Source organism: Arthrobacter sp. 05N425, assembly GCF_056397125.1.
Window position 1 is genome coordinate 1 of the sequence record NZ_JBFTMU010000015.1, and the last position, 21,483, is coordinate 21,483.

The following is a 21,483-nucleotide window of genomic DNA, read 5'->3' on the forward strand; positions in this document are numbered from 1 at the left end:
GTCAGCATCGACCTCTGGTTGTCGATCTCCTGAGAACCGGCCTGCAGCTTCGTCCCAAGAGTCTTGAGCTGAGCAACATCTGCACCCCAAATAGCCATTCGAAAAAACTCCTTAGTTCACCGGACCCGAAACTCTCGGCATCCCCAGCGGCCCCCGGCTGATCCGGAAGATCCAATGCCTCGAACCTACCCTGCCGCGCAAAAAACTGTCGATGGGCAGCACTCCCCATCGGGTTACTTGCCGAAGCTGCGCAGCCGCAGCGAGTTGGCCACCACCAGCACGGAGCTGGCCGCCATCGCCGCGCCGGCGATCATTGGGTTGAGCAGGCCCAGCGCAGCAACCGGAATGCCGATGGCGTTGTAGAAGAAGGCCCAGAACAGGTTCGTCTTGATCGTGGCCAGGGTCCGGCGGGACAGCTCGATGGCCTGCGCGACCTGCCCCAGATCGTTGCCCATCACGGTCAGGTCCGCGGCTTCGATGGCGACGTCGGTGCCGGAGCCCATCGCGATGCCCAGATCCGCCTGGGCCAGCGCTGCTGCGTCGTTCACGCCGTCGCCGGCCATGGCCACCGTGGCGCCGCCGGCCTGCAGCCTCCGCACGGCGTCGACCTTGCCCTCCGGCAGGACCCCCGCGAAGACGTCCTCCGGCGGGATGCCGACGGCGGCGGCCACCTGGCCGGCCACCGCGGCGTTGTCGCCGGTCAGCAGGATGGGCCGCAGCCCCAGCTCCCGCAGCCGGGCGATTGCCGCAGCGGAGCCGGGCTTCAGCGTGTCGCGCAGGCTGACGATGCCGGCCGGTTCGCCGTCGACGGCCACCCAGATGGCGGTGGCCCCGGACTGCTCGGCGGCGGACAAGGCTTCGCGCTGCGCTCCAGAGACCGCAACGCCGTTCCCCTGCAGCCAGCCGGACCGGCCCACCGTAACGAGGCGGCCTTCCACGCTGCCGCGGACACCGCCGCCCGGGGCCGAATGGAAGCCGACGACGGCGGGCAGCCGCGCGTCGTCGCCGCGCCCACGCTCCGCGCTGAGCGCCGCTGCCGCGATGGCCCGGGCGACGGGGTGTTCGGACGCGGCCTCCGCTGCGCCGGCGAGCCGCAGGACCTCGTTTTCGCTGAACGGGGCGAACGCGCTGGTGCCGGCGACGGCAAGGTGCCCGGTGGTGACGGTGCCGGTCTTGTCCAGCAGGATGGTGTCCACGGTGCGGGTGTCCTCGAGCACCTGCGGGCCCTTGATCAGGATGCCCAGCTGGGCGCCGCGGCCTGTGCCAGTGAGCAGGCCGACCGGGGTGGCGAGCCCCAGGGCGCACGGGCACGCGATCACCAGCACCGCGACGGCCGCCGTGAAGGCGGCGCGAAGCTCGGCGTCGCTGACCTCCGGCCCGGCCAAGAGCAGCCACGCACCGAAGGTGAGCGCGGCGATGGCGAGGACCACGGGGACGAAGACGGCGCTGATGCGGTCTGCGAGCCGGGCGATCGGGGCCTTCCCCGACTGCGCCTGGGAGACCAGCCGGCCCATCTGGGCCAGGGTGGTGTCGGCGCCGACCCGCGTGGCGCGGACCAGGATCCGGCCGGAGGTGTTGATGGTGGCCCCCGTGACGGGGCTGTCCGGACCGACTTCAACCGGCACCGATTCCCCCGTCACCAGGGAGGCGTCAACGGCGGACGCGCCCTCGATGACCACGCCGTCGGTGGGGATCTTCTCGCCCGGGCGGACCACGACGACGTCCCCGACCCGGAGCCGGTCCGCGGGCACCGGGAACTCGGTGCCGTCGCGGAGCACGGTGGCATCCTTGGCGCCCAGATCCAGCAGGGCCTTGAGCGCGTCACCGGCCTTGCGCTTGGCGTTCGCCTCCAGATAGCGGCCGAGCAGCAGGAAGGTCGTGACGACCGAGGCGACCTCGAAGTACAGGCCGGCCGAACCCATGCCCTCCATGCCCGGGTGCTCGGTCAGGCGGGGATCGGCCAGGAGCTGCCAGGCCGAGAAGATATAGGCAGCCGATACGCCGATCGACACCAGCGTGTCCATGGTGGATGACAGGTGCCGGGCGTTCACTGCCGCGGCCCGGTGGAACGGCCACGCCGCCCAGCTGACCACCGGCAACGCCAGCGCGGCGGCAACCCAGCCCCAGTTCGGGAACTGGACGGCCGGGAGCATCGAGAGCACGAAAACCGGGACGGTGAGGGCGGCCGCGACAACCAGCCGGGGCTTCAGCGTCGCCGCAGGTCCTGCGGCAGTCTCCTCGGCCGGGGAGGCAGGCTCCCGCAGGGTCCGCACTGTGGCCTTGTAACCGGCGGCGTTCACTGTCGCAGCGATCTGCTCGTCTGAGATGTTGGCCGGGACGGTGACCCGGGCGGACTCCAGCGGGAGGTTAACCGAAGCCTGCACGCCGTCGAGCTTTCCCAACTTGCGCTCGACCCGGCCGACGCAGGAGGCGCAGGTCATGCCCTCGATGTCGAGTTCAATCACCCGGCTTCCGGACTGGTCCAGCAGTTGCGCGTTGCTCACGGTATGTTCTCCTCGGTCGTGCTCGGTGAAGTCCTGCTCAGGTCCCGCTTTCGGGAGGCCGCCCGGCGCCGGGCTCAGGCCTCGTTCGCGACCACCAGGTAGCCCGCCTCGGCGACCGCTTCGCCGATTTCGGCGGGCGAGAGTGCCTTGTCGGAGGTGATGGTGACGGTGGAGATCCCGCCCGCGTTGAGGTCGACATCGACGCTTTCGACGCCCGCCAGCGCTTCAAGTTCTTCGGAGACGGAGGACACGCAGTGCCCGCAGGTCATCCCGGATACCTCGACGGTGGTGGAAACGGTGCTCATGGCTTGCTCCTTGGTGGGGGACTGGTTTACCAGTCCGGTCGTGTTGTGGGAGGTGTGGTGAGTGGTGTTGCCGCTACCGCAGCAGGCGCCCGATGGCATCGGTGGCCTCCTTCACTTTGAAGTCGATGGCTTCGGCGCGAAGTTCCGGATCCGGTTCCGCGGCCGCCCCGACCACGCAGTGGCCGATGTGTTCTTCCACCAGACCGAGGCTGACGGCGTGCAGGGCCTTGGTGACGGCGGCGACCTGGGTCAGGATGTCGATGCAGTACTTGTCCTCATCGACCATCCGGGCAATGCCGCGGACCTGGCCCTCGATCCGTTTGAGCCGCTTGAGGTAGGCGTCCTTGTTGGCGGTGTAGCCGTGCTGCTGGGGCGGTGCGCCCTCCAGGGGCGCCACGATGGAGGCGTCGGACTCGTTCATCCCATCAAGTTATACCCCCCAGGGGTATATGGCAAGTACCCTCCGGGGGTACCGTGACGGGAAGAGGAATTCTGTCCGGAAATTAAAGAGCTCCGGAGTGCGTTATTGGGGGATACGCACTCCGGAGCAGCTATGGGGTAGGGGTTTCCCGCCTACGAATACAACCTTACTTGGCAGTAGAGACGATGCGCCAGCACCTCGAATAACTACTTTCGCTTTATTTTCCCGGGCCGGTCAGGAGCCGCGGCGGGGCCTGCCCGCCCCGCTGGACCGCACCGGGACGATGAGGACCGGGCGGTCCTGATGATGGCTGAGCCAGGCGGCCACCGATCCGTTGAGTGCAGCAGTGAGCCGGTGCCCGAGTCCGGGTTCGGGAGTACCGACGATGATCATGGCCGCACCGGCGTCCGCCGCCAGCCGGCCGAGCGCCCGGGCGGGATCCCCGGCCAGGGTCCGCAGGTTCCATTCCACCCCCGGGACATCGCAGACGGCGGCGATCTCGGACCGCAGCCGCTCGATGGCTGCCCGGATCTCCGCATTGTCGGCCTCCGGGTGGAGCGAGAGCCGGTGCGCGGACCGGGCCGGATCCCACTCCACGAGGTAGCTGGCCTCGTCCACGTAGGCACAGACCAGCGGGGCGGAAAGGCTTCTCGCCAGTGTCACCGCCGTTTCAAGCACCTCCGGGGGCTGGCCCGGGAGGACGCCGACAACCAGAGGTGCTGGGCTCATGCGCTCTGCGGGCATACCCAATTCTTGCCCCGCTCTTCCGGCCCGGCTAGGGCCTTCCTCCCTTGATCGACTCCGGCGCCGGGCCTACGGTTGGAGGACACGGGAAGGGCGGCAGCGGTGGAAATCTTCATGTGGTGGCTGGACCTGGACCTTGCCAGCAAGGAATGGCTGCGCGGGAACCTGCGGGCCGAGGAGTTACCGCTCCCGGTGCTGCAGGGCATTGCCGAGGCCGGCGGCCCGCATCCGGACAAGGCCACCGGCGTCCTGAGCGCCGCCGACTGGGACTTCGTCGAAACCCAGTCTGAATTCGTCGATTGACCCCCGAAAAACCATTGCGGCAGCCGGGCCGCGGTGGTTGCATGTAGGGCATGGCTACCGCAGAAAGTTATGTCCTGGCGATCGGCACCAAGAAAGGGCTCTGGCTGGCCAGCAGCCCGGACCGGCAAAACTGGTCCCTCTCCGGCCCGCATTTCCTGATGAGCGAGATCCCAAGCATCGGAATCGACACGCGCGAAGGCCGGACCCGCATCCTCGTCGGCGTCCGCTCGGAACACTGGGGTCCCACCGTCTTCCACTCCGACGACCTTGGCGAAACCTGGAACGAGCCGGAAAACGGAGCCATCCGCTTTCCCGAGGACACCGACGCCGCGCTGGAGCGCGTCTGGCAGATCCACCCCGACGCGGAGTCGCGCCCCGGCGTCGTCTGGGCCGGGTGCGAGCCGATCTCGGTCTGGAAATCCACCGACGGCGGCGAACACTTCGAGCTCAACCGCGGCCTCTGGGACCACCCGCACCGCAGTGAATGGGGGGCCGGCTACGGCGGGGCGGCGGCACATTCGATCGTCGTCAACCCGGACGGGGAGAAGGTACACGTCGCCATGAGCACCGGCGGTGTCTACCGCTCGCTCGACGGCGGGACGTCCTGGGAGCCGCGGAACAAGGGGATCTCGGCTTACTTCATGCCCGATCCCAACCCCGAATTCGGCCAGTGCGTCCACAAGATTGCCGCCGACGCCGCGGTGGACGGGCGCCTGTACGCGCAGAACCACCACGGCGTCTACCGCAGCGATGACGACGCCGAGAACTGGGAATCGATTGCCGAGGGCTTGCCGGCGGACTTCGGCTTTGTCATGCTGACGCACCCGCGCCGCGCGGGCACAGCCTGGGTCATCCCGCTGAAGGCCGACGGCGAACGGATCCCGCCCGGCGGAAAGCTTGCCGTGCACCGGACCGACGACGCCGGCGGGAGCTGGAAGCGGCTGGATGCCGGCCTGCCCGGGGCAGAGTTCAATTCCGTGCTCCGCGACGCGGCCTGCGTCGACGCCGCCGAACCCGCCGGAGTCTACTTTGGGACCCGCGGCGGCAGCGTCTACGCCAGCGCCGACGAAGGCGAACACTTCACCGAGGTCGCCTCGCACCTGCCCGACGTGCTGTGCGTGCGGGCCGCGGCTGTTGTCGGCGCCCCGGCGCCTGCGGCGCGCGTTGCCGCGGCTTCCGCTTGAGGCTAACTGTGCCTGAGATCAGTGTGCTGCTTCCCAGCGTCCTGCAACCGCTGGCCGGCGGGCAGTCCATCCTGACTGCGCCCGCGGACGGGGCCGTAACGGTCCAATGGGTGCTGGATACTGTGGCCGGGGACTTCCCCGCCCTGTCCCGGCGGCTGCGGGACGAAACCGGAGCCGTCCGCCGCTACGTGAATATATACGTCAACGGGAATGAAATCCGGCGGCTGCAGGGCCTCGGCACGGAAGTGGCGCCCGGCCAGGAGGTCCTGATCATCCAGTCCGTCGCCGGCGGCTAGCTCGTTAGGCCACACGCCAGAGGGTGCACTCGTCGGCGTTGACCGCCTTGCGCGTGCCCGATTGCCGGTCCAGGATCCAGACGACGCCGATCCCCGGCGCCGTTTCCTGCACGCTGCCGCGGCGGATCACGACGTCGTCGTAGTTGGGGCCGACGCGCAGGCGGGCCTCGATCTCGTCGCCGCGGTGCAACTGGTCGAGGGCGCGGATGCGGGTGGTCTGGGCTTTGGCTTCCTTCAACATGGCGGGCCTCCTGGACTGGAGCTGGTGCCTGCTCTTGCCGGCACTTCCAGTGTCCTGCGCCATTGTTGCCGCTGCGTTTCGGCCCGGTAAGCGGTGGGTTAGTTTTCCGGGCCGTCCTGATTTCCGCGCCAGGGCCGCCGGCCCAGGGGCACGCAGGCTCTGTCGTGGAAATCCGCACGACGGTCGGCCGCTAGCCCCCGGTCGGCCGCTAGCCCCCGGCTGGCCGCCCGGGGGTCGACGTCGGCGGCCGGCCCGGACAGAATGGGCCGTATGCGACTGCCGCTGATGCCCCCGATCGCGCCGATGCTGGCGAAAGCCGTAAGCGCCCTGCCGGAGGGTTCGATGAGTTTTGAGCCCAAGTGGGACGGATTCCGTTCCATCATCTTCCGCGACGGTGACGAGGTGGAGATCGGCAGCCGCAACGGCAAACCCCTGACCCGGTACTTCCCGGAGCTCGTGGAGTCACTCAAGGCAAACCTCCCGCCGCGCTGCGTTCTCGACGGCGAGATCGTCCTGGTCGGCGCCGCGGGGGACCGCCTGGACTTCGATGCCCTCCAGCAGCGGATCCACCCGGCGGCGAGCCGCGTCCGGCTGCTCGCCGCCCAGACCCCCGCAAGTTTCGTTGCCTTCGACCTGCTGGCCCTCGACGACGAGGATCTCACCGCCCGGCCCTTCGGGGAGCGCCGGGCGGCCCTCGAGCGGGTGCTCGCGGACAGCTCCGCGCCGGTGCACTTAACCGCCGCCACCGCGGACCGGGACACCGCGGCGACGTGGTTCCGGCAGTTCGAAGGCGCCGGCCTGGACGGGATCGTGGCCAAGGCGCTTGACTCCAGCTACCAGCCGGACAAGCGCACCATGTTCAAGGTCAAGCACGAACGCACCGCTGACTGTGTCCTCGCCGGTTACCGGGTGCACACCTCCGGCCCGGACCGGATCGGTTCGCTGCTGCTGGGGCTCTACGACGACGACGGCGTGCTCGCCAACGTGGGTGTGGTGGGTGCGTTCCCGATGCAGCGCCGCAAGGAGCTGTTCGAGGAACTCCAGCCACTCGTCACCGATTTTGCCGACCACCCGTGGGCGTGGGCCAGGCAGGAGGAGGGGGCCCGGACGCCGCGCAACGCCGAGGGCAGCCGGTGGAGCGGGGGCAAGGACCTGGGCTTCACGCCACTGCGCCCGGAGCGGGTGGTGGAGGTGAAGTATGACCACATGGAGGGCGCGCGTTTCCGGCACACCACCCAGTTCGTCCGCTGGCGGCCGGACCGGGAGCCGGGGTCCTGCACCTACGCCCAGCTGGAGGAGCCGGTCAGCTACGACCTGGCCGCCGTGCTGGGCGCCGGCCAGGGCTGAACTCCCGCCGTCGGGCGGTCCACACGACGCTCCCGCCCGGTTCTTCCGCCCGCAACACCGCCGACACGCGGAAAAGCCCGGCGTGCTCACCGAACACGCCGGGCTTTTCCAATAAGAACTGGGCGGGAGCGTCGCGGATGCCCTTGCCCGTCGGGGGCCTTAGCGCAGGCCGAGCTCCTTGGTGGGAACCTTGAAGGTTTCCTTGGCGGTCAGCGCGGAGATGGCGGCGATGGCGCAGATGATCCCGGTGAAGATGGTGATCTGAACCCAGCCACCGGGCTTGATGCCGCCCATGGCCGCCACGATTGCCGGGGCGAAGCCTGCCATCAGGAAGCCGAGCTGGGTGCCGATCGCCAGGCCGGAGAAGCGGACCCTGGTGCTGAACATTTCGGCGTAGAAGGACGGCCAGACGGCGTTGGAGGCCGCGTAGCCGAAGGAGAAGAAGCCGATTGCGGCCAGGAACATCAGCGGGACGCTGCCGGATTCGAGGCTGAGCAGGAATACCGGGGTCAGCAGCGCGCTGGAGAGAGCGCCGTAGATGAAGACCGGCTTGCGTCCGATCCGGTCGGCCAGCTTGCCGAAGAGCGGCTGGGTACCGAGTGCCACGAGGTTGGCGCCCACGACCAGCCACAGCGTGACGGTGCCGTCCACGTTGGCGACATTCTTCGCGTAGCTGATGGCCAGGGTACCGAACACGGTGGAGACGGCGGCGATGAAGGCGCATGCGACAACGCGGAGCACGTCGCGCCAGTGGTGCTTCAGCAGGTCGGCGACCGGGAGCTTGGAAATCTGGGCGCTCTTCTGGGCCTCCTCGAAGGCCGGCGGCTCGTGCAGGGTGCGGCGGATGAAGAAAGCAACCACGACGACGACGGCGCTGAGCCAGAACGGGATGCGCCAGCCGATGCCGTACTTGACCTCGTCAGGCAGGGCAAGGACGGGGATAAAGACGAGGGCGGCAAGGATCTGGCCGCCCTGGGTGCCGGTCAGGGTCCAGGAGGTGAAGAACGAACGGCGGTTGTCCGGTGCGTGCTCCAGGGTCATGGAGGAGGCGCCGGCCTGCTCACCGGCGGCGGAGAGGCCCTGGCAGAGCCGGGCAATCACCAACAGCACGGGGGCCCACCAGCCGACGGTCTTGAAGTCCGGCAGGCAGCCGATCACAAAGGTGGAGGCGCCCATCAGCAGCAGCGTGAACATCAGGACCTTCCGGCGGCCCACCCGGTCACCGAAGTGGCCCAGGATGACGGCGCCGACGGGACGGGCCACATAGGCGAAGCCGAAGGTCGCGAAGGACATGATGGCGGCGTTGGCGTCCGCGTCCGGGAAGAAGACCTTCGGAAAAATCAGGGCGGCGGCGGACCCGAAAATGAAGAAGTCGTAGTACTCGACGGCGCTGCCCAGGAAGCTGGCGAGGGCCGCCTTCTTAGGCGTCCCGGCCGGTGCGGCAGTGCCCGGCGTCGTAGACGGGAGTGTCTGGCTCATGGTGTTCCTTTAATGTGACGACGTTGTCGCGGATGGATCGGGAGGGTCCTGCCGGCCGGTGGCTTCAAGTGTGCGGCAGCCGGTGGACCGAGGAAAGACCCGGACTAGTAGCCACATGGTGGGAGCTACTTGTGCGATGTAGCAAGCATGGCTGTGAGCGCGGTCACTTGTCAAGAAAAATAATCACGATCTAGCAATAGCTCTCACTATGTGAGAACATCGATGCATGAGTGTGAATCAAGACACAGAGCCGGACCTCGCTGCCGGGGCCCCCGATGAAGAGACCGCGAAGCCTGCGCGCCCGGCCAGGGAGGACTCGCGCACCGATATGGTGGGCAAGGCTCTGGGCCTGCTGGTCCTGCTCGGCGATGAACCCCGCGGAGCCAGTGCCGCGGAGCTCTCGCGCCGGGCGGAACTGCCCTTCAGCACCACGTACCGCCTGCTCGGTTCGCTGACCAGGGACGGCTTTGTGGACTACGAGCCGGACGGCCGCCGCTATCATCTGGGCCTGCGCGTCTTCCAGCTCGGCCAGCGGGTATCCAACCACCATGGCTTCGCCGGCACGGCGCTTCCCATCCTGCGGCGCGTCACCGAGGAGACCGGCGAGGCCACCATCCTTTCGGTGCGTGACGGAAACCACCACCTCACCGTCAACAAGGTCGACGGTCCGCAGACCTTCCGCGTCACCTCCGATCCGGGCCACCTCGGCGCGCTGCACACTACCTCGGTGGGCAAGGCGCTGGTTGCGTTTGCCGACGATGCCACCCGGGACCGTCTGGTGCAGGACCTCGAACTGGAGCCCCTGACGGAACTCTCCATCACGGACCGGGATGCGTTCCGGGCCGAAATCGAGCTGGTCCGGAAGCGGGGCTACGCCACCATGGACGAGGAAAACGAGCTGGGCATGCGCGCCGTCGCCGTCCCGGTCTTCAACTCCCAAGGCCATGCCTTCGCCTCGCTGGCCACCGCTGTGCCCGTCTTCCGGATGAGCATGGAGGCCCTTGTGGCCCTCGTGCCGCTGCTCCAATCCGCCGCGGCCGAGCTCTCTGCCCGGCTGCCCCAGCAGTGAAGAAATATATGTTCGTAATAAGAACATCAGTGCAATATGTGAACACTTGCGGTAATGTAATCCCTACCACCCGGCCTGCCGCCCACATTGCGGCCGCCGAGTGCCGTTGTCAAAGGAGCTAGACGGATGAGCAATCGAGCAGAGTCCTTCCTCGTGGGCCTCGTAGGCGATGGCGTGACGCCGTCCCTCACGCCCCCCATGCATGAACGCGAAGGCGATGTGCAGGGCCTCCGGTATCTTTACCGCCCCATTGACCTCACCGAACTGGGCCTCCCCGGCCAGGCCGTCGGGGAACTCCTGACCGGCGCCCAGCGGCTCGGCTTCAACGGATTGAACATCACCCACCCGTGCAAGCAGTTGGTGCTGGAACACCTCGACGAGATCTCGCCGGACGCCCGGCGCCTCGGTGCCGTCAACACCGTGACCATCCGCGACGGCCGCTTCATCGGCCACAACACCGATTTCTCCGGCTTTGCCTCCGCCCTCGCCTCCGGCCTGCCCGGGGCGAAGCTGGACCGCGTCGTGCAGCTCGGCGCCGGCGGCGCCGGGTCCGCTGTCGCCTACGCACTGTTGACTGCCGGGGTCCGGCGGCTGGACCTCGTGGACACCGACGCGGCCCGCTGCGCGGACCGGGCGGCCGAACTGGCCGGGTTCTTCCCGCACAGCCAGGTCACGGCCCGGACGACGGCGGAGCTTCCCGGGCTCATGCCGCTCGCCGACGGGCTGGTGCACTGCACCCCGGTGGGCATGGCCGCCCACCCCGGTGTCCCGCTGGACATGTCCCTGCTGGAACCCCGGCACTGGGTCGCGGACATCGTCTACCGGCCGATCGAGACCGAACTGGTCCGCGAAGCCCGCGCCAAGGGCTGCGAGGTGCTCGACGGCGGCCGGATGGCCGTGGGCCAGGCAGCCGACGCGTTCCGGATTTTCACCGGCCTCGAAGCGGACGCGGACCGGATGCGGGCCCACTTCCTGGAGCTCGTGGCTGCCGAGGAGGTGGCCGCCTGATGCGCACCGGAATCGCCACCGTCTGCCTCTCCGGCACCCTGAAGGAGAAGATGCACGCCTGCGCCGTCGCCGGGTTCGACGGGATCGAGATCTTCGAGCAGGACCTCGTGACGTCCTCGCTGAGCCCGGAGGAGATCCGATCGATGGCCGCGGACCTGGGCCTCGGCCTCGACCTGTACCAGCCGTTCCGCGACTTCGACAGCGTGCCGGAGGAGCTGCTCGCCGCCAACCTGCGCCGGGCGGAGGCCAAGTTCCGGCTGATGTCCCGGCTGGGCATGGACACCATCCTGGTCTGCTCCAACGTGGCCACCGCCAGCATCGACGACGACGAGCTCCGCGCCGGGCAGCTGTCCCGGCTCGCCTCGCTCGCCGGCGAGCACGGTGTGAAGGTCGCCTACGAGGCCCTGGCATGGGGCAAATACGTCAACGACTACGAGCACGCCCACCGCCTCGTGGAACTGGTGGACCACCCGAACCTGGGCACCTGCCTCGACTCGTTCCACATCCTGTCCCGGGACTGGGACACGGCCCCGATCGAGCGGTTCAACCCCGAGAAGATTTTCTTCGTCCAGGTGGCGGACGCCCCGAAGCTGTCCATGGACGTGCTGTCCTGGAGCCGGCACTACCGGGTCTTCCCGGGCGAGGGGCAGTTCGAGCTCGCCAAGTTCATGGGCCATGTGGTCCGTGCCGGCTACTCCGGCCCGGTCTCGCTGGAGGTGTTCAACGACGTCTTCCGGCAGTCCGACGTCGAGCGCACTGCGGTGGATGCCATGCGTTCGCTGATCTGGCTCGAGGAACAAAGCGCACAGTGGCTGGAGGCGCACCCCTCGGCGCCAGAGGCGGCCGAAACGGCCGCCGGGACCGCCGGCCGCCGTCGTCATCCGATGGAACTGGCCACGCTGCCGCAGGTGGCCGAACCGGCGGGCTTCAACTTCGCCGAGGTGCGGGCCGCCGACACCGCCGCCCTGGAGACCCTGCTGGGCCAGCTCGGCTTCGCGTTCAACGGCCGGCACCGGACCAAGAATGTGCAATTGTGGACCATGGGCCACGCGCGCGTGATCATCAACGAGGAAGCCCCCGCCGCGGCGGAGACCGCCATTGCCGCGGTCGGCTTCGACGTCGACTCACCCGTGATCGCCGCCGCCAGGGCGCAGCAGCTCAAGGCCCCCGCAGTGCCGCGCAAGAGCCAGGCGAACGAGGAAATCTTCCAGGGCTTCGCCGCCCCGGACTCCACCGAAATCTTCCTGTGCCAGGGCAGTCCGGACGGGACCGCCGCCTGGGTCAACGAGTTCGGCACGCCCGCCGGAACTGGAAACGGCACTGGAGACGGCGCTGCCGGCGCAGCCGCAGGCAGGGCTGCGGGGCCGCAGGCCGTGATCGACCACGTCAACCTCGCCCAGCCGTGGCAGCACTTCGACGAGGCCGTGCTCTTCTACACCAGCGCCCTGGCCCTCGAGCCGCAGCCGTACGCCGAAGTGGCCAGTCCCACCGGGCTGGTCCGCTCCCAGGTGATGACCACCCGGGACCGCGGAGTGCGGCTGGTGCTGAACCTGGCCCCGCTGCACCAGCAGGAGGGCGGCCAGGACGCAGCCGGCGGCGCACCCACCGGAATCCAGCGCCGGACCTACCAGGAACACATCGCGTTCGCGGTGGATGACCTTGTGGCCGCGGCCCGGGCCGCCCGCGGCCGCGGCCTGGACTTCCTGCGCATCCCGGCGAACTACTACGAGGACCTGGACGCGCGTTTCGACCTGGATCCGGGGTTCCTCGCCACCCTCCGCGAGCTGAACCTGCTCTACGACCGTGACGCCGACGGCGAATTCCTGCACTTCTACACCGCGACCGTCGGCAGCGTGTTCTTCGAAATGGTGGAACGCCGCGGCTCCTACGACGGCTACGGGGCCCCCAACGCCCCGGTCCGGCATGCCGTGCAGTACGACCATCTGCACCAGCTCAAACTCACCGCCTGACCGCTCCCGGCCAGGTTCGACCCACCCCAACGAAAGGAGGCTGCTGTGCCTGAAGAAATCAACCTCGAAATTTTCAACGCGGACCCGATCACCGAAGACGTGTCCGACGCAGCACCCGAGGCTACACCGCAGGCCGCCGCGCAGGCTGTTCCGGCCCTGGACACTGCCGCGGAATCGCAGCAGATCCTCAGCGACGAGATGAAGGCACTGGGCGACGCCTACGCGCAGGCCCGCCTCAACGGCGCCGCGGCGGAAACCCAGCCGCGGCTGGACTACCCCCCGTACCGCAGCAGCATCCTCCGGCACCCGACCAAGAGCCTGCAGCACGCGGACCCCGAGACCATTGAGCTGTACTCGCCGGCCTTCGGACACATGGACGTGCACGCCCTCGAATCCGACCTCACCATCCAGCACAACGGCGAACCGATGGGCGAGCGGATCATCGTCTCCGGCCGGGTGCTCGACGGCGACGGCCGGCCGGTGGCGGGCCAGCTGGTGGAAATCTGGCAGGCCAACTCCTCGGGCCGCTACATCCACAAGCGCGACCAGCACCCGGCCCCGCTCGACCCGAACTTCACCGGCGTCGGCCGCTGCATCACGGGCGCGGACGGGTCCTACAGCTTCACCACGATCAAGCCCGGCGCTTACCCGTGGAAGAACCACCTGAACGCCTGGCGGCCGGCCCACATCCACTTCTCCCTCTTCGGCCAGGAGTTCACGCAGCGGATCGTCACGCAGATGTACTTCCCCGGCGACCCGCTCTTCGCCCTGGACCCGATCTACCAGTCGATCGTGGACCAGGACGCGCGGGACCGCCTGGTCGCCAGCTACAACCATGATCAGACCAAGCCGGAGTGGGCGCTGGCCTACAACTGGGACATTGTCCTGACCGGTTCGAAGCGGACCTGGACCGAGAACGAGGCGCTGGGCGCAGAAGGAGACGACCATGAGTAAATTGACCCCCACACCCGGCCAGACGGTGGGCCCGTTCTACGGCTACGCACTGCCCTACGCGAAGGACCGGGAGCTGCTGGCCCCCGGGTCCGCCGGCTCGATCCGCCTGCAGGGCACCGTGTTCGACGGCGCCGGCCATCCGGTCCCGGACGCCATCCTGGAGATCTGGCAGGCCGACGCCGAGGGCCAGGTCCCGCAGCGCACCGGCTCCCTGGTCCGTGACGGCTACACCTTCACCGGCTTCGGCCGCAGTGCCGTCGGCAACACCGGCGTCTTCACCTTCACCACCGTCAACCCGGGCCCCACCGCGCCCGGCGCCGCACCGTTCATCTCCGTGGTCGTGTTCGCCCGCGGCCTGATGAACCGGCTCTTCACCCGCGTCTACCTGCCGGAGAACGAGGAGGCCCTCGCCGCCGACCCGCTGCTGTCCGCCCTGGAGCCGGCACGCCGCCGCACCCTGATCGCCCGGCGCGATCCCGACGGCGGCCTCAGCTGGGACATCCGGCTGCAGGGCGAGGGCGAGACGGTGTTCCTCGATTTTGAAGGCGACGGCGCTGAAGCCAGTAGCATCGAGGATGCCGGCGTTCAGGACGCTTCGCAGTGACGATTCCCAACGGTGACGCAGCTGCCGGCCGGGACGGCGATTTCGGCCTGCTAAGCCCCGTGTCGGCGTCGCCCCGGGTGGCGGCGCTGACCGGGGACCGCGCGGTGCTCGCCGCCATCCTCCGGGTCGAAGCCGGCTGGGCCGCGGTCCTCGAGGAAGCGTCCCTGGCCCCGGCCGGGTCCGCCGCCCTCGTGGCGGAGGCCGCCGACGTCGGACGCTACGACATCGCTTCAATCGCCGTCCGAGCCCAGGGCGGCGCCAATCCGGTGATCCCGCTGCTTGCCGACCTCCGCAAGCAGGTCACGGCCCTCGACACGGCCGGCATCGGCGCCGGACGCGCCGTGCACACCTCGCTGACCAGCCAGGACGTGCTCGACTCCGCCCTGATGCTGCTGGCAGCCGGAACCGTTGGGGAACTGCTCACCGACGTCAAACGCACGACGGCGGCCCTCGCCGCCCTCGCGGAGCGGCACCAGCAGACGCTGTGCGTGGGCCGGAGCCTGACCCAGCACTCGCTGCCGTTCAGCTTCGGGCTCAAAGCCGCGCAGTGGTTCCACGGGCTCGCCGCTGCCGCGCGCCGGCTCGAGGCACTGGAGCTGCCGGTGCAGACCGGGGGAGCCGCCGGAACCCTGGCGGCCGGCACCGTGCTGACCGAAGGCTCGGCCCTCGCGCCGCTCGACCTGGCCGACCGCCTGGCCGCCCGGCTGGGACTGGCCGCTGCCCCGGCGCCCTGGCACACCAACCGGCTCGCGGTCACCGCGCTCGGCGACGCCCTGGCAGCCGTGACGGACGCCGCTGGCAAAATCGCCGCCGACGTGCTCTTCCTGAGCCGCCCGGAGGTGGCCGAACTCGCCGAACCGCGGGCCGCGGGCCGGGGAGGCTCCTCGGCCATGCCACAAAAGCAAAACCCGGTGCTGTCCGTGCTGGTCCGCAGCGCCGCGCTGCAGGCACCGGCGCTGGCGGCGCAGCTGCACCTCGCGGCGGCCAATTTCAACGACGAACGTGCCGACGGCGCCTGGCACAGCGAGTGGCCCGCGCTGCGTTCCCTGCTCCGGCTGGGCCTGGGCGCCGCCGGACAGCTCCGCGAACTGGCCGAGGGCCTGCAGGTCTTCCCGTCGGCGATGCGCCGGAACCTGGACCTGTCCGGCCCGCTGCTGCTCTCCGAGGCGGTGACTGCCGCCGTCGGCCCGCTGCTGGGCGCGGACGGCCCACGACGGCTCCAGGACGTGGTGGACCAGACCCTGCAGGCGCCGGCGGCCGAACAGCCAAGCACCTACCGCAAGCTGCTCCGCGCGGCCGTCCCGGCCGAACTGCTCTCCGACGAGCGGCTTGAGGAGTTGCTGGACCCGGCCAACTACCTCGGCCAGGCCGCCGAAATCTCACGACGCATCCTCGCGGCGTGGCCCGACTTCGCGGCGGCCCTGCCCCCTCATATCGAACCGAACCAAGCGACCGAAGAGAACGGAGCCCACCGTGGCTAGACCAACCGTCAAGGCCGTACTGCTCTCGCCCGTGCGCGAGCTCGGCGATAAGCCCCTCCTCGTGGTGGGCCCGTCGCTGGGCACCTCCACGCTGCTCTGGAGCCAGGCCGGCGCACTGCTAGGCAACGACGTCGACGTCGTCGCCTGGGACCTGCCCGGCCACGGCGTCTCCCCGGCCGCCGCCGAATCCTTTTCCGTCGCCGAACTGGCCGACGCCGTCATCGAACTGGTCGACTCGATCGCGCCCGGCGCGCGGTTCCACTACGCCGGAGTCTCCCTCGGCGGGGCCACTGGCCTGCAGCTGGGCATCAGGCACGGCGAACGGCTCAAGAGCCTGTCCGTGCAGTGCAGCGGCGCGAAGATCGGCACCCCGGAAGGCTGGCTGGAACGGGCCGAAACCGTCCGCAACCAGGGCACCGGAGTGATGATCGAGGGCTCCGCCCAGCGCTGGTTCGCGCAGGGCTTCATGGAGCGTCAGCCCGAGCTCAGCAGCCGACTGCTGCACACCCTGCGGGACGCGGACCGGTTCAGCTACGCCTTCTGCTGCGAGGCCCTGGCCGGCTTCGACGTGCGGGACGAACTCGGCAGCATCCGGGTCCCCACCCAGGCCCTGGCCGGCGCCGAGGACACCGTCGCCCCGCCCTCGTTCGCCGAGGAGATCGCCGCCGGCATCACCGCCGGCGGGGGCACGGCCAGCGCCGCGACGCTGGAGGGCGTATCCCACCTGGCACCCTTCGAGGCCCCGGGGCACGTGGCCGAACTGCTGCGCAGCCTGATCAGCTGGACCGAATCCCGCGGAGCCGCAAAGTGACCGGCCCCCGGCCCGGCGGCCCGCAGGCCGGCCCGGAACGGAACGGCGTCGTGCAGCCGGACGCCACCAGCCAGGAGATCTACGACGGCGGCATGAAGGTCCGCCGCGAGGTGCTCGGCGCGGCCCACGTGGACCGGGCCAACGCCAACAAGGATTCCTTCACCGAGGACTTCCAGGACATGATCACCCGGATCGCCTGGGGCGGGATCTGGACCCGGCCCGGGATCAGCCGCCAGATGCGCTCCGCCGTCACCATCACCGCGATGGTGGCCCACGGCCACTGGGAAGAACTCGCGATGCACATCCGTGCCGCCATCACCAACGGCCTGAGCAGGGACGAGATCAAGGAAATCCTGCTGCAGACCGCCATCTACTGCGGCGTTCCCTCCGCCAACACCGCCTTCAAGACCGCGCAGCAGGTCTTCCACTCCATGGACGAGGCCACCCCACCCAACTAGCTCGCAATAGTTGTCGTTTTGAGGGCTGAAAACGACAACAACTGCCAGCTACTTGGGCCCCACCGAGAATTCAGAGGAAATCATGATTCAGGCTTTTGTTTACGACGCCGTGCGGACCCCGTTCGGCAAGTTCGGCGGCGGACTTGCCGGCGTGCGCCCGGATGATCTGGCCGCGCACGTGATCGGCGAGGCGGTCAGGCGCGCCCCGGGCCTGGACGCAGCGCGGATCGACGAGGTGGTGTTCGGCAACGCGAACGGCGCCGGCGAGGAGAACCGCAACGTGGCCCGGATGGGCACCCTGCTGGCCGGGTTGCCGGTCTCGGTCCCGGGGACCACGGTCAACCGGCTGTGCGGTTCCTCGCTGGATGCGGCGATCATCGCGTCCCGGCAGATCAACACCGGGGACGCGGAGCTGATGCTGGTCGGCGGGGTCGAATCGATGTCGCGGGCGCCGTGGGTGCTGCCGAAGACCGAGAAGCCCTACCCGGCCGGGGATCTGACCCTGGTCTCCACCACGCTGGGCTGGCGGCTGGTGAACAAGGACATGCGCCCGGACTGGACCATCTCGCTGGGCGAGGCGACCGAACGGCTGGCCGAGAAATACGGGATCACCCGCGAGGCGCAGGATGAGTTCGCGGCGGCCTCGCACAACCTGGCCGCCGCGGCCTGGAACGAGGGTTTCTACGACCGGCTCGTCACCGCGGTCCCGGGCACGGACCTGGTCCGGGACGAGGGCATCCGGCCCGGATCCTCGGCGGAGAAGCTCGCCTCGCTCAAGACCGTGTTCCGGAGTGAGGCCGGGACGGTGACGGCCGGGAACGCGTCGCCGCTTTCGGACGGCGCCTCCGCGGCGTGGCTCGGGTCCGAGGACGCCGCCGAGCTCCTGGGCCTGGAGCCGCTGGCCCGGATCGCCGGGCGCGGCGTGCATGCGAACGATCCGCAGTTCTTCGGCTACGCCCCGGTGGAGGCCGCGAACAAGGCTCTCGCCAAGGCCGGGATCGGCTGGGACCAGGTCGGCGCCGTCGAGCTCAACGAGGCGTTCGCCGCGCAGTCCCTGGCCTGCATCAACGCCTGGGGCATCGACCCCGCAATCGTGAACCGGCACGGCGGGGCGATCGCGATGGGCCACCCGCTCGGCGCCTCCGGCGGACGCATCCTCGGCACCCTGGCCCGGTCCCTGCAGGCCTCCAGCGAACGCTGGGGCGTCGCCGCGATCTGCATCGGCGTCGGCCAGGGCCTCGCCGTCGTCCTCGAAAACATGACCGTTGCCGGAACCAACACAGGAAAGGCCTAAGGGAATGCTCAACTTCGTAGATACCGTCGGCGAGGCCGTCGCCGGGATCCAGGACGGTTCCACCGTGATGATCGGCGGTTTCGGCAACGCCGGGCAGCCGTTCGAACTCATTGACGCCCTGATGGACTGCGGGGCCACGGACCTCACAGTGGTCAACAACAATGCCGGCCAGGGCGACCAGGGCCTTGCGCTGCTGATCAAGGAGGGGCGGGTGAAGAAGATGATCTGCTCCTTCCCGCGTCAGTCCGACTCCTGGCACTTCGACGCCAAGTTCCGGGCCGGGGAGATTGAACTCGAACTCGTGCCGCAGGGCAACCTCGCCGAACGGATCCGCGCCGCCGGCGCCGGGATCGGCGGCTTCTTCACCCCCACGGGCTACGGCACCATGCTGGCCGAGGGCAAGGAAACCCGCTTCCTGGACGGAAAATGGCAAGTGTTCGAGACCCCCATCCACGCCGACGTCGCGCTCATCAAGGCGCTCACGGCCGACGGCAAGGGCAACCTCGTCTACCGCAAGACGGCCCGCAACTTCGGCCCGATCATGGCCGCCGCGGCCAAACACAGCATCGTCCAGGTCTCCGAGATCGTCCCGACGGGCGGCCTGGACCCGGAGGTCATCGTGACCCCCGGTATTTACGTCAACAGCATCGTGAAGGTGGCCTGATGAGCAGCGCGACGAGTATCCAGACGTCCGACAAGCCGCTGGGCCGCGACGACCTCGCCCGCCTGGTGGCCCGGGACATCAGCCCCGGCTCCTTCGTGAACCTCGGCATCGGCCAGCCCACGCTGGTGTCCAACTATCTCGAACCGGAGCAGAACATCACGCTCCACACCGAGAACGGCATGCTCGGCATGGGCCCGGAAGCCACCGGCGACCAGGTCGACGGCGACCTCATCAACGCGGGCAAGATCCCCGTGACCGAACTGCCCGGCGCCTCCTACTTCCACCACGCCGACTCCTTCGCGATCATGCGCGGCGGCCACCTGGACATCTGTGTGCTGGGCGCCTTCCAGGTCTCCGCAACCGGTGACCTCGCCAACTGGCACACCGGCGCACCGGACGCAATTCCCGCCGTCGGCGGCGCCATGGACTTGGCGACCGGAGCCAAGGACGTCTTCGTGATGATGACGCTGCTGACCCGCGAGGGTGTGTCCAAGCTGGTGGAGTCCTGCAGCTACCCGCTGACCGGGATCGGCTGCGTCACGCGGGTCTACACCGACAAAGCCGTCTTCCTGACCGGCCCCGACGGCGTCCAGGTCCGGGAGACCTTCGGCTGCACCCTCGAGGAACTCCAAGCGCTCGTGCCGGTGCCGCTCGCCGCCGCCGCCTCAGCCTGACCACCCACGTGCGAACGAACGCTTGGGGCCCCGGCCGGAGAGCCGTTTCGGGGCCTCAAGTGTACGTTCGCGCGTATAAAGTGATGCGTGATCGAGAGGCGTGAAATGACTGAGGCAGCAAAGGCCACCCGTGCCGACGGGGCGCCCGCAGCCAGCGACCAGTACGTGCAGTCGCTGGCGAGGGGACTGGCGGTGATCCGGTCCTTCGACGCGGAGCACCCGCTGATGACCCTGACCGAGGTCGCGGCCCGGACCGACCTCACCCGTGCCACTGCGCGGCGTTTCCTGCACACGCTCGTCGAGCTCGGCTACGTCCGGACCGACGGCAAGGCGTTCGCGCTGACCGCCAAGGTGCTGCAGCTCGGTTACGCCTACCTCTCCGGGCTGTCGCTGCCGCAAATCGCCCAGCCGCACCTGGAGGAGCTGTCCCTGAAGCTCGGGGAGTCGACGTCGGCCGCCGTGCTGGACGGGACGGACATCGCCTACATTGCCCGGGTGGCGACGCGGCGGATCATGACCGTCGGCATTACCGTGGGAACCCGCTTTCCGGCCTACGCCACCTCCATGGGCCGGGTCCTGCTGGCCGCCCTGCCGCCCGCGGAGCTCCAGGACTACCTGGACGCGGCCCGGATCCGGCCGCTCACCCCGCGCGCCATCGGCACCCGCGAAGAACTGCTGGCGGAGCTGGCTACCGTCCGGGCCCAGGGCTGGTGCCTGCTGAACCAGGAACTGGAGCTCGGGCTGATGTCCCTGGCGGCGCCGATCTACGACGGGCCGGACAAGGTGGTCGCCGCCATTAACGTCTCCCTGCAGGCGCAGGCCGTTGCGGCGCAGCCGGACCCGGAGGCGTATTTGGATTCGGTGCGCGAGGCCGCCGTCGCCACCGCGGAGCTCATCTCCGCGGACCTCTCCGCCGGACGCTGACGCTGCCGGACGCTGACTGGTCCTAGCTTCGGCGGGACTGGGCGAACAGTTGCCGCAGCGTGAAGAAGCAACCCAGGGCGCTGAACAACAGCGCCATCAGGAACTCGCCCTTTAGGCCCTCGACCAGGTCCGTGTTGTTGGCGAGATTGTAGCCCAGCAGGTCCCAGGCCTGCGGTTCGACCAGCAGTGCCAGCGGTGAGCCTCCAAGGTAGTCGGCCAGATCCAGCCAAATGGTGCCGAGGAACGAGAGCAGCACCGTCGCCACTGTCACGGCCACGACAACCCATGCGCCGCGCCTCGTCATGGTGCCGCCGCTGCCCACGGTGCTGCCGGCGACATACAGCCGGGCGGCGCCGGCCGCCGTCACGAAGGCCACAATCGAGGCCATCCAGCCAAGCTTCCACAGGATCAGCCACAGTCCGACGCCGACCGGGATCACGGCCAGGGCAAAGACTGCGCCCCGCACCGAGTGTTCCAGGGACTCCGTCCGGATCCGGGGAAGGGGCAGCGGTGGCAGCTGCGCCTGCCGGCGTTCGGAGGAATCCGGCCAAGGGGCCCCGTCCGGCCAGCGCTGACTGTAAGACGGCTCGGCCCTGCCGAAGGATTCGGATTCTTTTCTGGCGTCAGAATTTGCGCGCTCTGTCATCATTCCCCCAAATGAGATGAGTGTCCCGGCCCACTGTATGCCGGTAAATCCCGCTTAGTCTGGCACACAAAGGGAGGGAATTGATGATTTGAGCGGCTTTAT

General features: G+C 69.0%; 23 protein-coding genes. 16 read left to right on the forward strand and 7 right to left on the reverse strand.

The window, feature by feature from the left end; genetic code table 11:
* Positions 1 to 233 precede the first annotated feature (233 nt).
* From AC1DGE_RS15165 to AC1DGE_RS15180, 4 genes are all read right to left on the reverse strand, one after another.
* Complete coding sequence (locus AC1DGE_RS15165) at positions 234 to 2,441, reverse strand: heavy metal translocating P-type ATPase (RefSeq protein ID WP_476917745.1); 2,208 nt, start codon at positions 2,439 to 2,441, stop codon at positions 234 to 236.
* Positions 2,442 to 2,578: 137 nt separating this feature from the next.
* Positions 2,579 to 2,809, reverse strand: coding sequence for a heavy-metal-associated domain-containing protein (locus tag AC1DGE_RS15170; RefSeq protein ID WP_175323461.1), 231 nt, complete (start codon positions 2,807 to 2,809; stop codon positions 2,579 to 2,581).
* A 73-nt stretch (positions 2,810 to 2,882) separates the two neighbouring features.
* Positions 2,883 to 3,230, reverse strand: a complete 348-nt coding sequence (locus AC1DGE_RS15175; protein WP_476909681.1) for a metal-sensitive transcriptional regulator — start codon at positions 3,228 to 3,230, stop codon at positions 2,883 to 2,885.
* Positions 3,231 to 3,464: 234 nt separating this feature from the next.
* Positions 3,465 to 3,974 (reverse strand): universal stress protein, encoded by a 510-nt coding sequence (locus AC1DGE_RS15180; protein ID WP_476917725.1) that lies wholly within the window; start codon positions 3,972 to 3,974, stop codon positions 3,465 to 3,467.
* Between the two features lie 102 nt (positions 3,975 to 4,076).
* Here AC1DGE_RS15180 and AC1DGE_RS15185 point away from each other — a divergent pair, with 102 nt between their 5' ends.
* The 3 genes from AC1DGE_RS15185 to AC1DGE_RS15195 are packed head-to-tail and all read left to right on the forward strand — an operon-like array spanning position 4,077 to position 5,757.
* Entirely contained in the window at positions 4,077 to 4,277 is a 201-nt protein-coding gene (locus tag AC1DGE_RS15185; RefSeq protein ID WP_441419189.1) for a hypothetical protein, read from the forward strand.
* A 50-nt stretch (positions 4,278 to 4,327) separates the two neighbouring features.
* Positions 4,328 to 5,461, forward strand: coding sequence for a WD40/YVTN/BNR-like repeat-containing protein (locus tag AC1DGE_RS15190; RefSeq protein ID WP_476917726.1), 1,134 nt, complete (start codon positions 4,328 to 4,330; stop codon positions 5,459 to 5,461).
* 8 nt (positions 5,462 to 5,469) lie between these two features.
* Positions 5,470 to 5,757 carry a MoaD/ThiS family protein gene (locus AC1DGE_RS15195; protein ID WP_441419191.1) on the forward strand — a complete coding sequence of 96 codons (288 nt, stop codon included), beginning with the start codon at positions 5,470 to 5,472 and terminating at the stop codon, positions 5,755 to 5,757.
* A gap of 4 nt (positions 5,758 to 5,761) precedes the next feature.
* On the opposite strand, the gene AC1DGE_RS15200 is transcribed toward AC1DGE_RS15195, so the two are convergent.
* Positions 5,762 to 5,998 carry a hypothetical protein gene (locus AC1DGE_RS15200; protein WP_441419192.1) on the reverse strand — a complete coding sequence of 79 codons (237 nt, stop codon included), beginning with the start codon at positions 5,996 to 5,998 and terminating at the stop codon, positions 5,762 to 5,764.
* A gap of 270 nt (positions 5,999 to 6,268) precedes the next feature.
* Here AC1DGE_RS15200 and AC1DGE_RS15205 point away from each other — a divergent pair, with 270 nt between their 5' ends.
* Positions 6,269 to 7,345 (forward strand): ATP-dependent DNA ligase, encoded by a 1,077-nt coding sequence (locus AC1DGE_RS15205; protein ID WP_476893378.1) that lies wholly within the window; start codon positions 6,269 to 6,271, stop codon positions 7,343 to 7,345.
* A gap of 159 nt (positions 7,346 to 7,504) precedes the next feature.
* Here AC1DGE_RS15205 and AC1DGE_RS15210 read toward each other — a convergent pair whose 3' ends face one another.
* A complete protein-coding gene (locus AC1DGE_RS15210; protein WP_441419194.1) occupies positions 7,505 to 8,824 on the reverse strand; it encodes an MFS transporter in 1,320 nt (439 codons plus the stop codon).
* 226 nt (positions 8,825 to 9,050) lie between these two features.
* Here AC1DGE_RS15210 and AC1DGE_RS15215 point away from each other — a divergent pair, with 226 nt between their 5' ends.
* The 12 genes from AC1DGE_RS15215 to AC1DGE_RS15270 all read left to right on the forward strand — a co-directional run bounded on the left by AC1DGE_RS15215 (position 9,051) and on the right by AC1DGE_RS15270 (position 20,735).
* Positions 9,051 to 9,893 (forward strand): IclR family transcriptional regulator, encoded by an 843-nt coding sequence (locus tag AC1DGE_RS15215; RefSeq protein ID WP_441419195.1) that lies wholly within the window; start codon positions 9,051 to 9,053, stop codon positions 9,891 to 9,893.
* 126 nt (positions 9,894 to 10,019) lie between these two features.
* Positions 10,020 to 10,901: a shikimate dehydrogenase gene (locus AC1DGE_RS15220; RefSeq protein ID WP_441419196.1), complete on the forward strand. Its 882-nt coding sequence runs from the start codon at positions 10,020 to 10,022 to the stop codon at positions 10,899 to 10,901.
* Positions 10,901 to 12,871, forward strand: coding sequence for a sugar phosphate isomerase/epimerase and 4-hydroxyphenylpyruvate domain-containing protein (locus AC1DGE_RS15225; protein WP_441419197.1), 1,971 nt, complete (start codon positions 10,901 to 10,903; stop codon positions 12,869 to 12,871). The genes AC1DGE_RS15220 and AC1DGE_RS15225 overlap by 1 nt, the downstream gene beginning before the upstream one ends.
* A gap of 45 nt (positions 12,872 to 12,916) precedes the next feature.
* Complete coding sequence (gene pcaH / locus AC1DGE_RS15230; protein WP_441419198.1) at positions 12,917 to 13,825, forward strand: protocatechuate 3,4-dioxygenase subunit beta; 909 nt, start codon at positions 12,917 to 12,919, stop codon at positions 13,823 to 13,825.
* Positions 13,818 to 14,429, forward strand: a complete 612-nt coding sequence (gene pcaG / locus AC1DGE_RS15235; RefSeq protein ID WP_441419199.1) for a protocatechuate 3,4-dioxygenase subunit alpha — start codon at positions 13,818 to 13,820, stop codon at positions 14,427 to 14,429. Before pcaH ends, pcaG begins: the two co-directional genes overlap by 8 nt.
* Entirely contained in the window at positions 14,426 to 15,910 is a 1,485-nt protein-coding gene (locus tag AC1DGE_RS15240; protein ID WP_441419200.1) for a lyase family protein, read from the forward strand. The genes pcaG and AC1DGE_RS15240 overlap by 4 nt, the downstream gene beginning before the upstream one ends.
* Positions 15,903 to 16,721, forward strand: coding sequence for an alpha/beta fold hydrolase (locus AC1DGE_RS15245; RefSeq protein ID WP_441419201.1), 819 nt, complete (start codon positions 15,903 to 15,905; stop codon positions 16,719 to 16,721). Before AC1DGE_RS15240 ends, AC1DGE_RS15245 begins: the two co-directional genes overlap by 8 nt.
* Positions 16,718 to 17,179 (forward strand): 4-carboxymuconolactone decarboxylase, encoded by a 462-nt coding sequence (gene pcaC / locus AC1DGE_RS15250; RefSeq protein WP_476909675.1) that lies wholly within the window; start codon positions 16,718 to 16,720, stop codon positions 17,177 to 17,179. Before AC1DGE_RS15245 ends, pcaC begins: the two co-directional genes overlap by 4 nt.
* Before the next feature lie 82 nt (positions 17,180 to 17,261).
* Positions 17,262 to 18,473 (forward strand): thiolase family protein, encoded by a 1,212-nt coding sequence (locus tag AC1DGE_RS15255; protein WP_476917727.1) that lies wholly within the window; start codon positions 17,262 to 17,264, stop codon positions 18,471 to 18,473.
* A gap of 4 nt (positions 18,474 to 18,477) precedes the next feature.
* On the forward strand, positions 18,478 to 19,137 hold the full coding sequence (locus AC1DGE_RS15260) for a 3-oxoacid CoA-transferase subunit A (protein ID WP_175323478.1): 660 nt from the start codon (positions 18,478 to 18,480) through the stop codon (positions 19,135 to 19,137).
* Entirely contained in the window at positions 19,137 to 19,811 is a 675-nt protein-coding gene (locus AC1DGE_RS15265) for a 3-oxoacid CoA-transferase subunit B (RefSeq protein ID WP_476917728.1), read from the forward strand. The genes AC1DGE_RS15260 and AC1DGE_RS15265 overlap by 1 nt, the downstream gene beginning before the upstream one ends.
* A 105-nt stretch (positions 19,812 to 19,916) precedes the next feature.
* Positions 19,917 to 20,735, forward strand: a complete 819-nt coding sequence (locus AC1DGE_RS15270; protein ID WP_476909673.1) for an IclR family transcriptional regulator domain-containing protein — start codon at positions 19,917 to 19,919, stop codon at positions 20,733 to 20,735.
* 22 nt (positions 20,736 to 20,757) lie between these two features.
* On the opposite strand, the gene AC1DGE_RS15275 is transcribed toward AC1DGE_RS15270, so the two are convergent.
* The gene (locus AC1DGE_RS15275) at positions 20,758 to 21,201 is read right to left on the reverse strand and encodes a hypothetical protein (protein ID WP_476917729.1); all 444 of its coding nucleotides are present in this window, start codon (positions 21,199 to 21,201) and stop codon (positions 20,758 to 20,760) included.
* Positions 21,202 to 21,483: the final 282 nt, after the last annotated feature.

Excerpts from the sequence above, each read along its gene's own strand:
- AC1DGE_RS15270 (WP_476909673.1), top strand. The coding sequence starts at position 19,917 with ATGACTGAGGCAGCAAAGGCCACCCGTGCCGACGGGGCGCCCGCAGCC.
- AC1DGE_RS15205 (WP_476893378.1), top strand. The coding sequence starts at position 6,269 with ATGCGACTGCCGCTGATGCCCCCGATCGCGCCGATGCTGGCGAAAGCC.
- AC1DGE_RS15260 (WP_175323478.1), top strand. The coding sequence starts at position 18,478 with ATGCTCAACTTCGTAGATACCGTCGGCGAGGCCGTCGCCGGGATCCAG.
- AC1DGE_RS15180 (WP_476917725.1), bottom strand. The coding sequence starts at position 3,974 with ATGCCCGCAGAGCGCATGAGCCCAGCACCTCTGGTTGTCGGCGTCCTC.
- AC1DGE_RS15210 (WP_441419194.1), bottom strand. The coding sequence starts at position 8,824 with ATGAGCCAGACACTCCCGTCTACGACGCCGGGCACTGCCGCACCGGCC.
- AC1DGE_RS15170 (WP_175323461.1), bottom strand. The coding sequence starts at position 2,809 with ATGAGCACCGTTTCCACCACCGTCGAGGTATCCGGGATGACCTGCGGG.
- AC1DGE_RS15190 (WP_476917726.1), top strand. The coding sequence starts at position 4,328 with ATGGCTACCGCAGAAAGTTATGTCCTGGCGATCGGCACCAAGAAAGGG.
- AC1DGE_RS15165 (WP_476917745.1), bottom strand. The coding sequence starts at position 2,441 with ATGACCTGCGCCTCCTGCGTCGGCCGGGTCGAGCGCAAGTTGGGAAAG.
- AC1DGE_RS15215 (WP_441419195.1), top strand. The coding sequence starts at position 9,051 with ATGAGTGTGAATCAAGACACAGAGCCGGACCTCGCTGCCGGGGCCCCC.
- AC1DGE_RS15225 (WP_441419197.1), top strand. The coding sequence starts at position 10,901 with ATGCGCACCGGAATCGCCACCGTCTGCCTCTCCGGCACCCTGAAGGAG.
- AC1DGE_RS15175 (WP_476909681.1), bottom strand. The coding sequence starts at position 3,230 with ATGAACGAGTCCGACGCCTCCATCGTGGCGCCCCTGGAGGGCGCACCG.
- pcaG (WP_441419199.1), top strand. The coding sequence starts at position 13,818 with ATGAGTAAATTGACCCCCACACCCGGCCAGACGGTGGGCCCGTTCTAC.
- AC1DGE_RS15200 (WP_441419192.1), bottom strand. The coding sequence starts at position 5,998 with ATGTTGAAGGAAGCCAAAGCCCAGACCACCCGCATCCGCGCCCTCGAC.
- AC1DGE_RS15220 (WP_441419196.1), top strand. The coding sequence starts at position 10,020 with ATGAGCAATCGAGCAGAGTCCTTCCTCGTGGGCCTCGTAGGCGATGGC.
- AC1DGE_RS15265 (WP_476917728.1), top strand. The coding sequence starts at position 19,137 with ATGAGCAGCGCGACGAGTATCCAGACGTCCGACAAGCCGCTGGGCCGC.
- AC1DGE_RS15255 (WP_476917727.1), top strand. The coding sequence starts at position 17,262 with ATGATTCAGGCTTTTGTTTACGACGCCGTGCGGACCCCGTTCGGCAAG.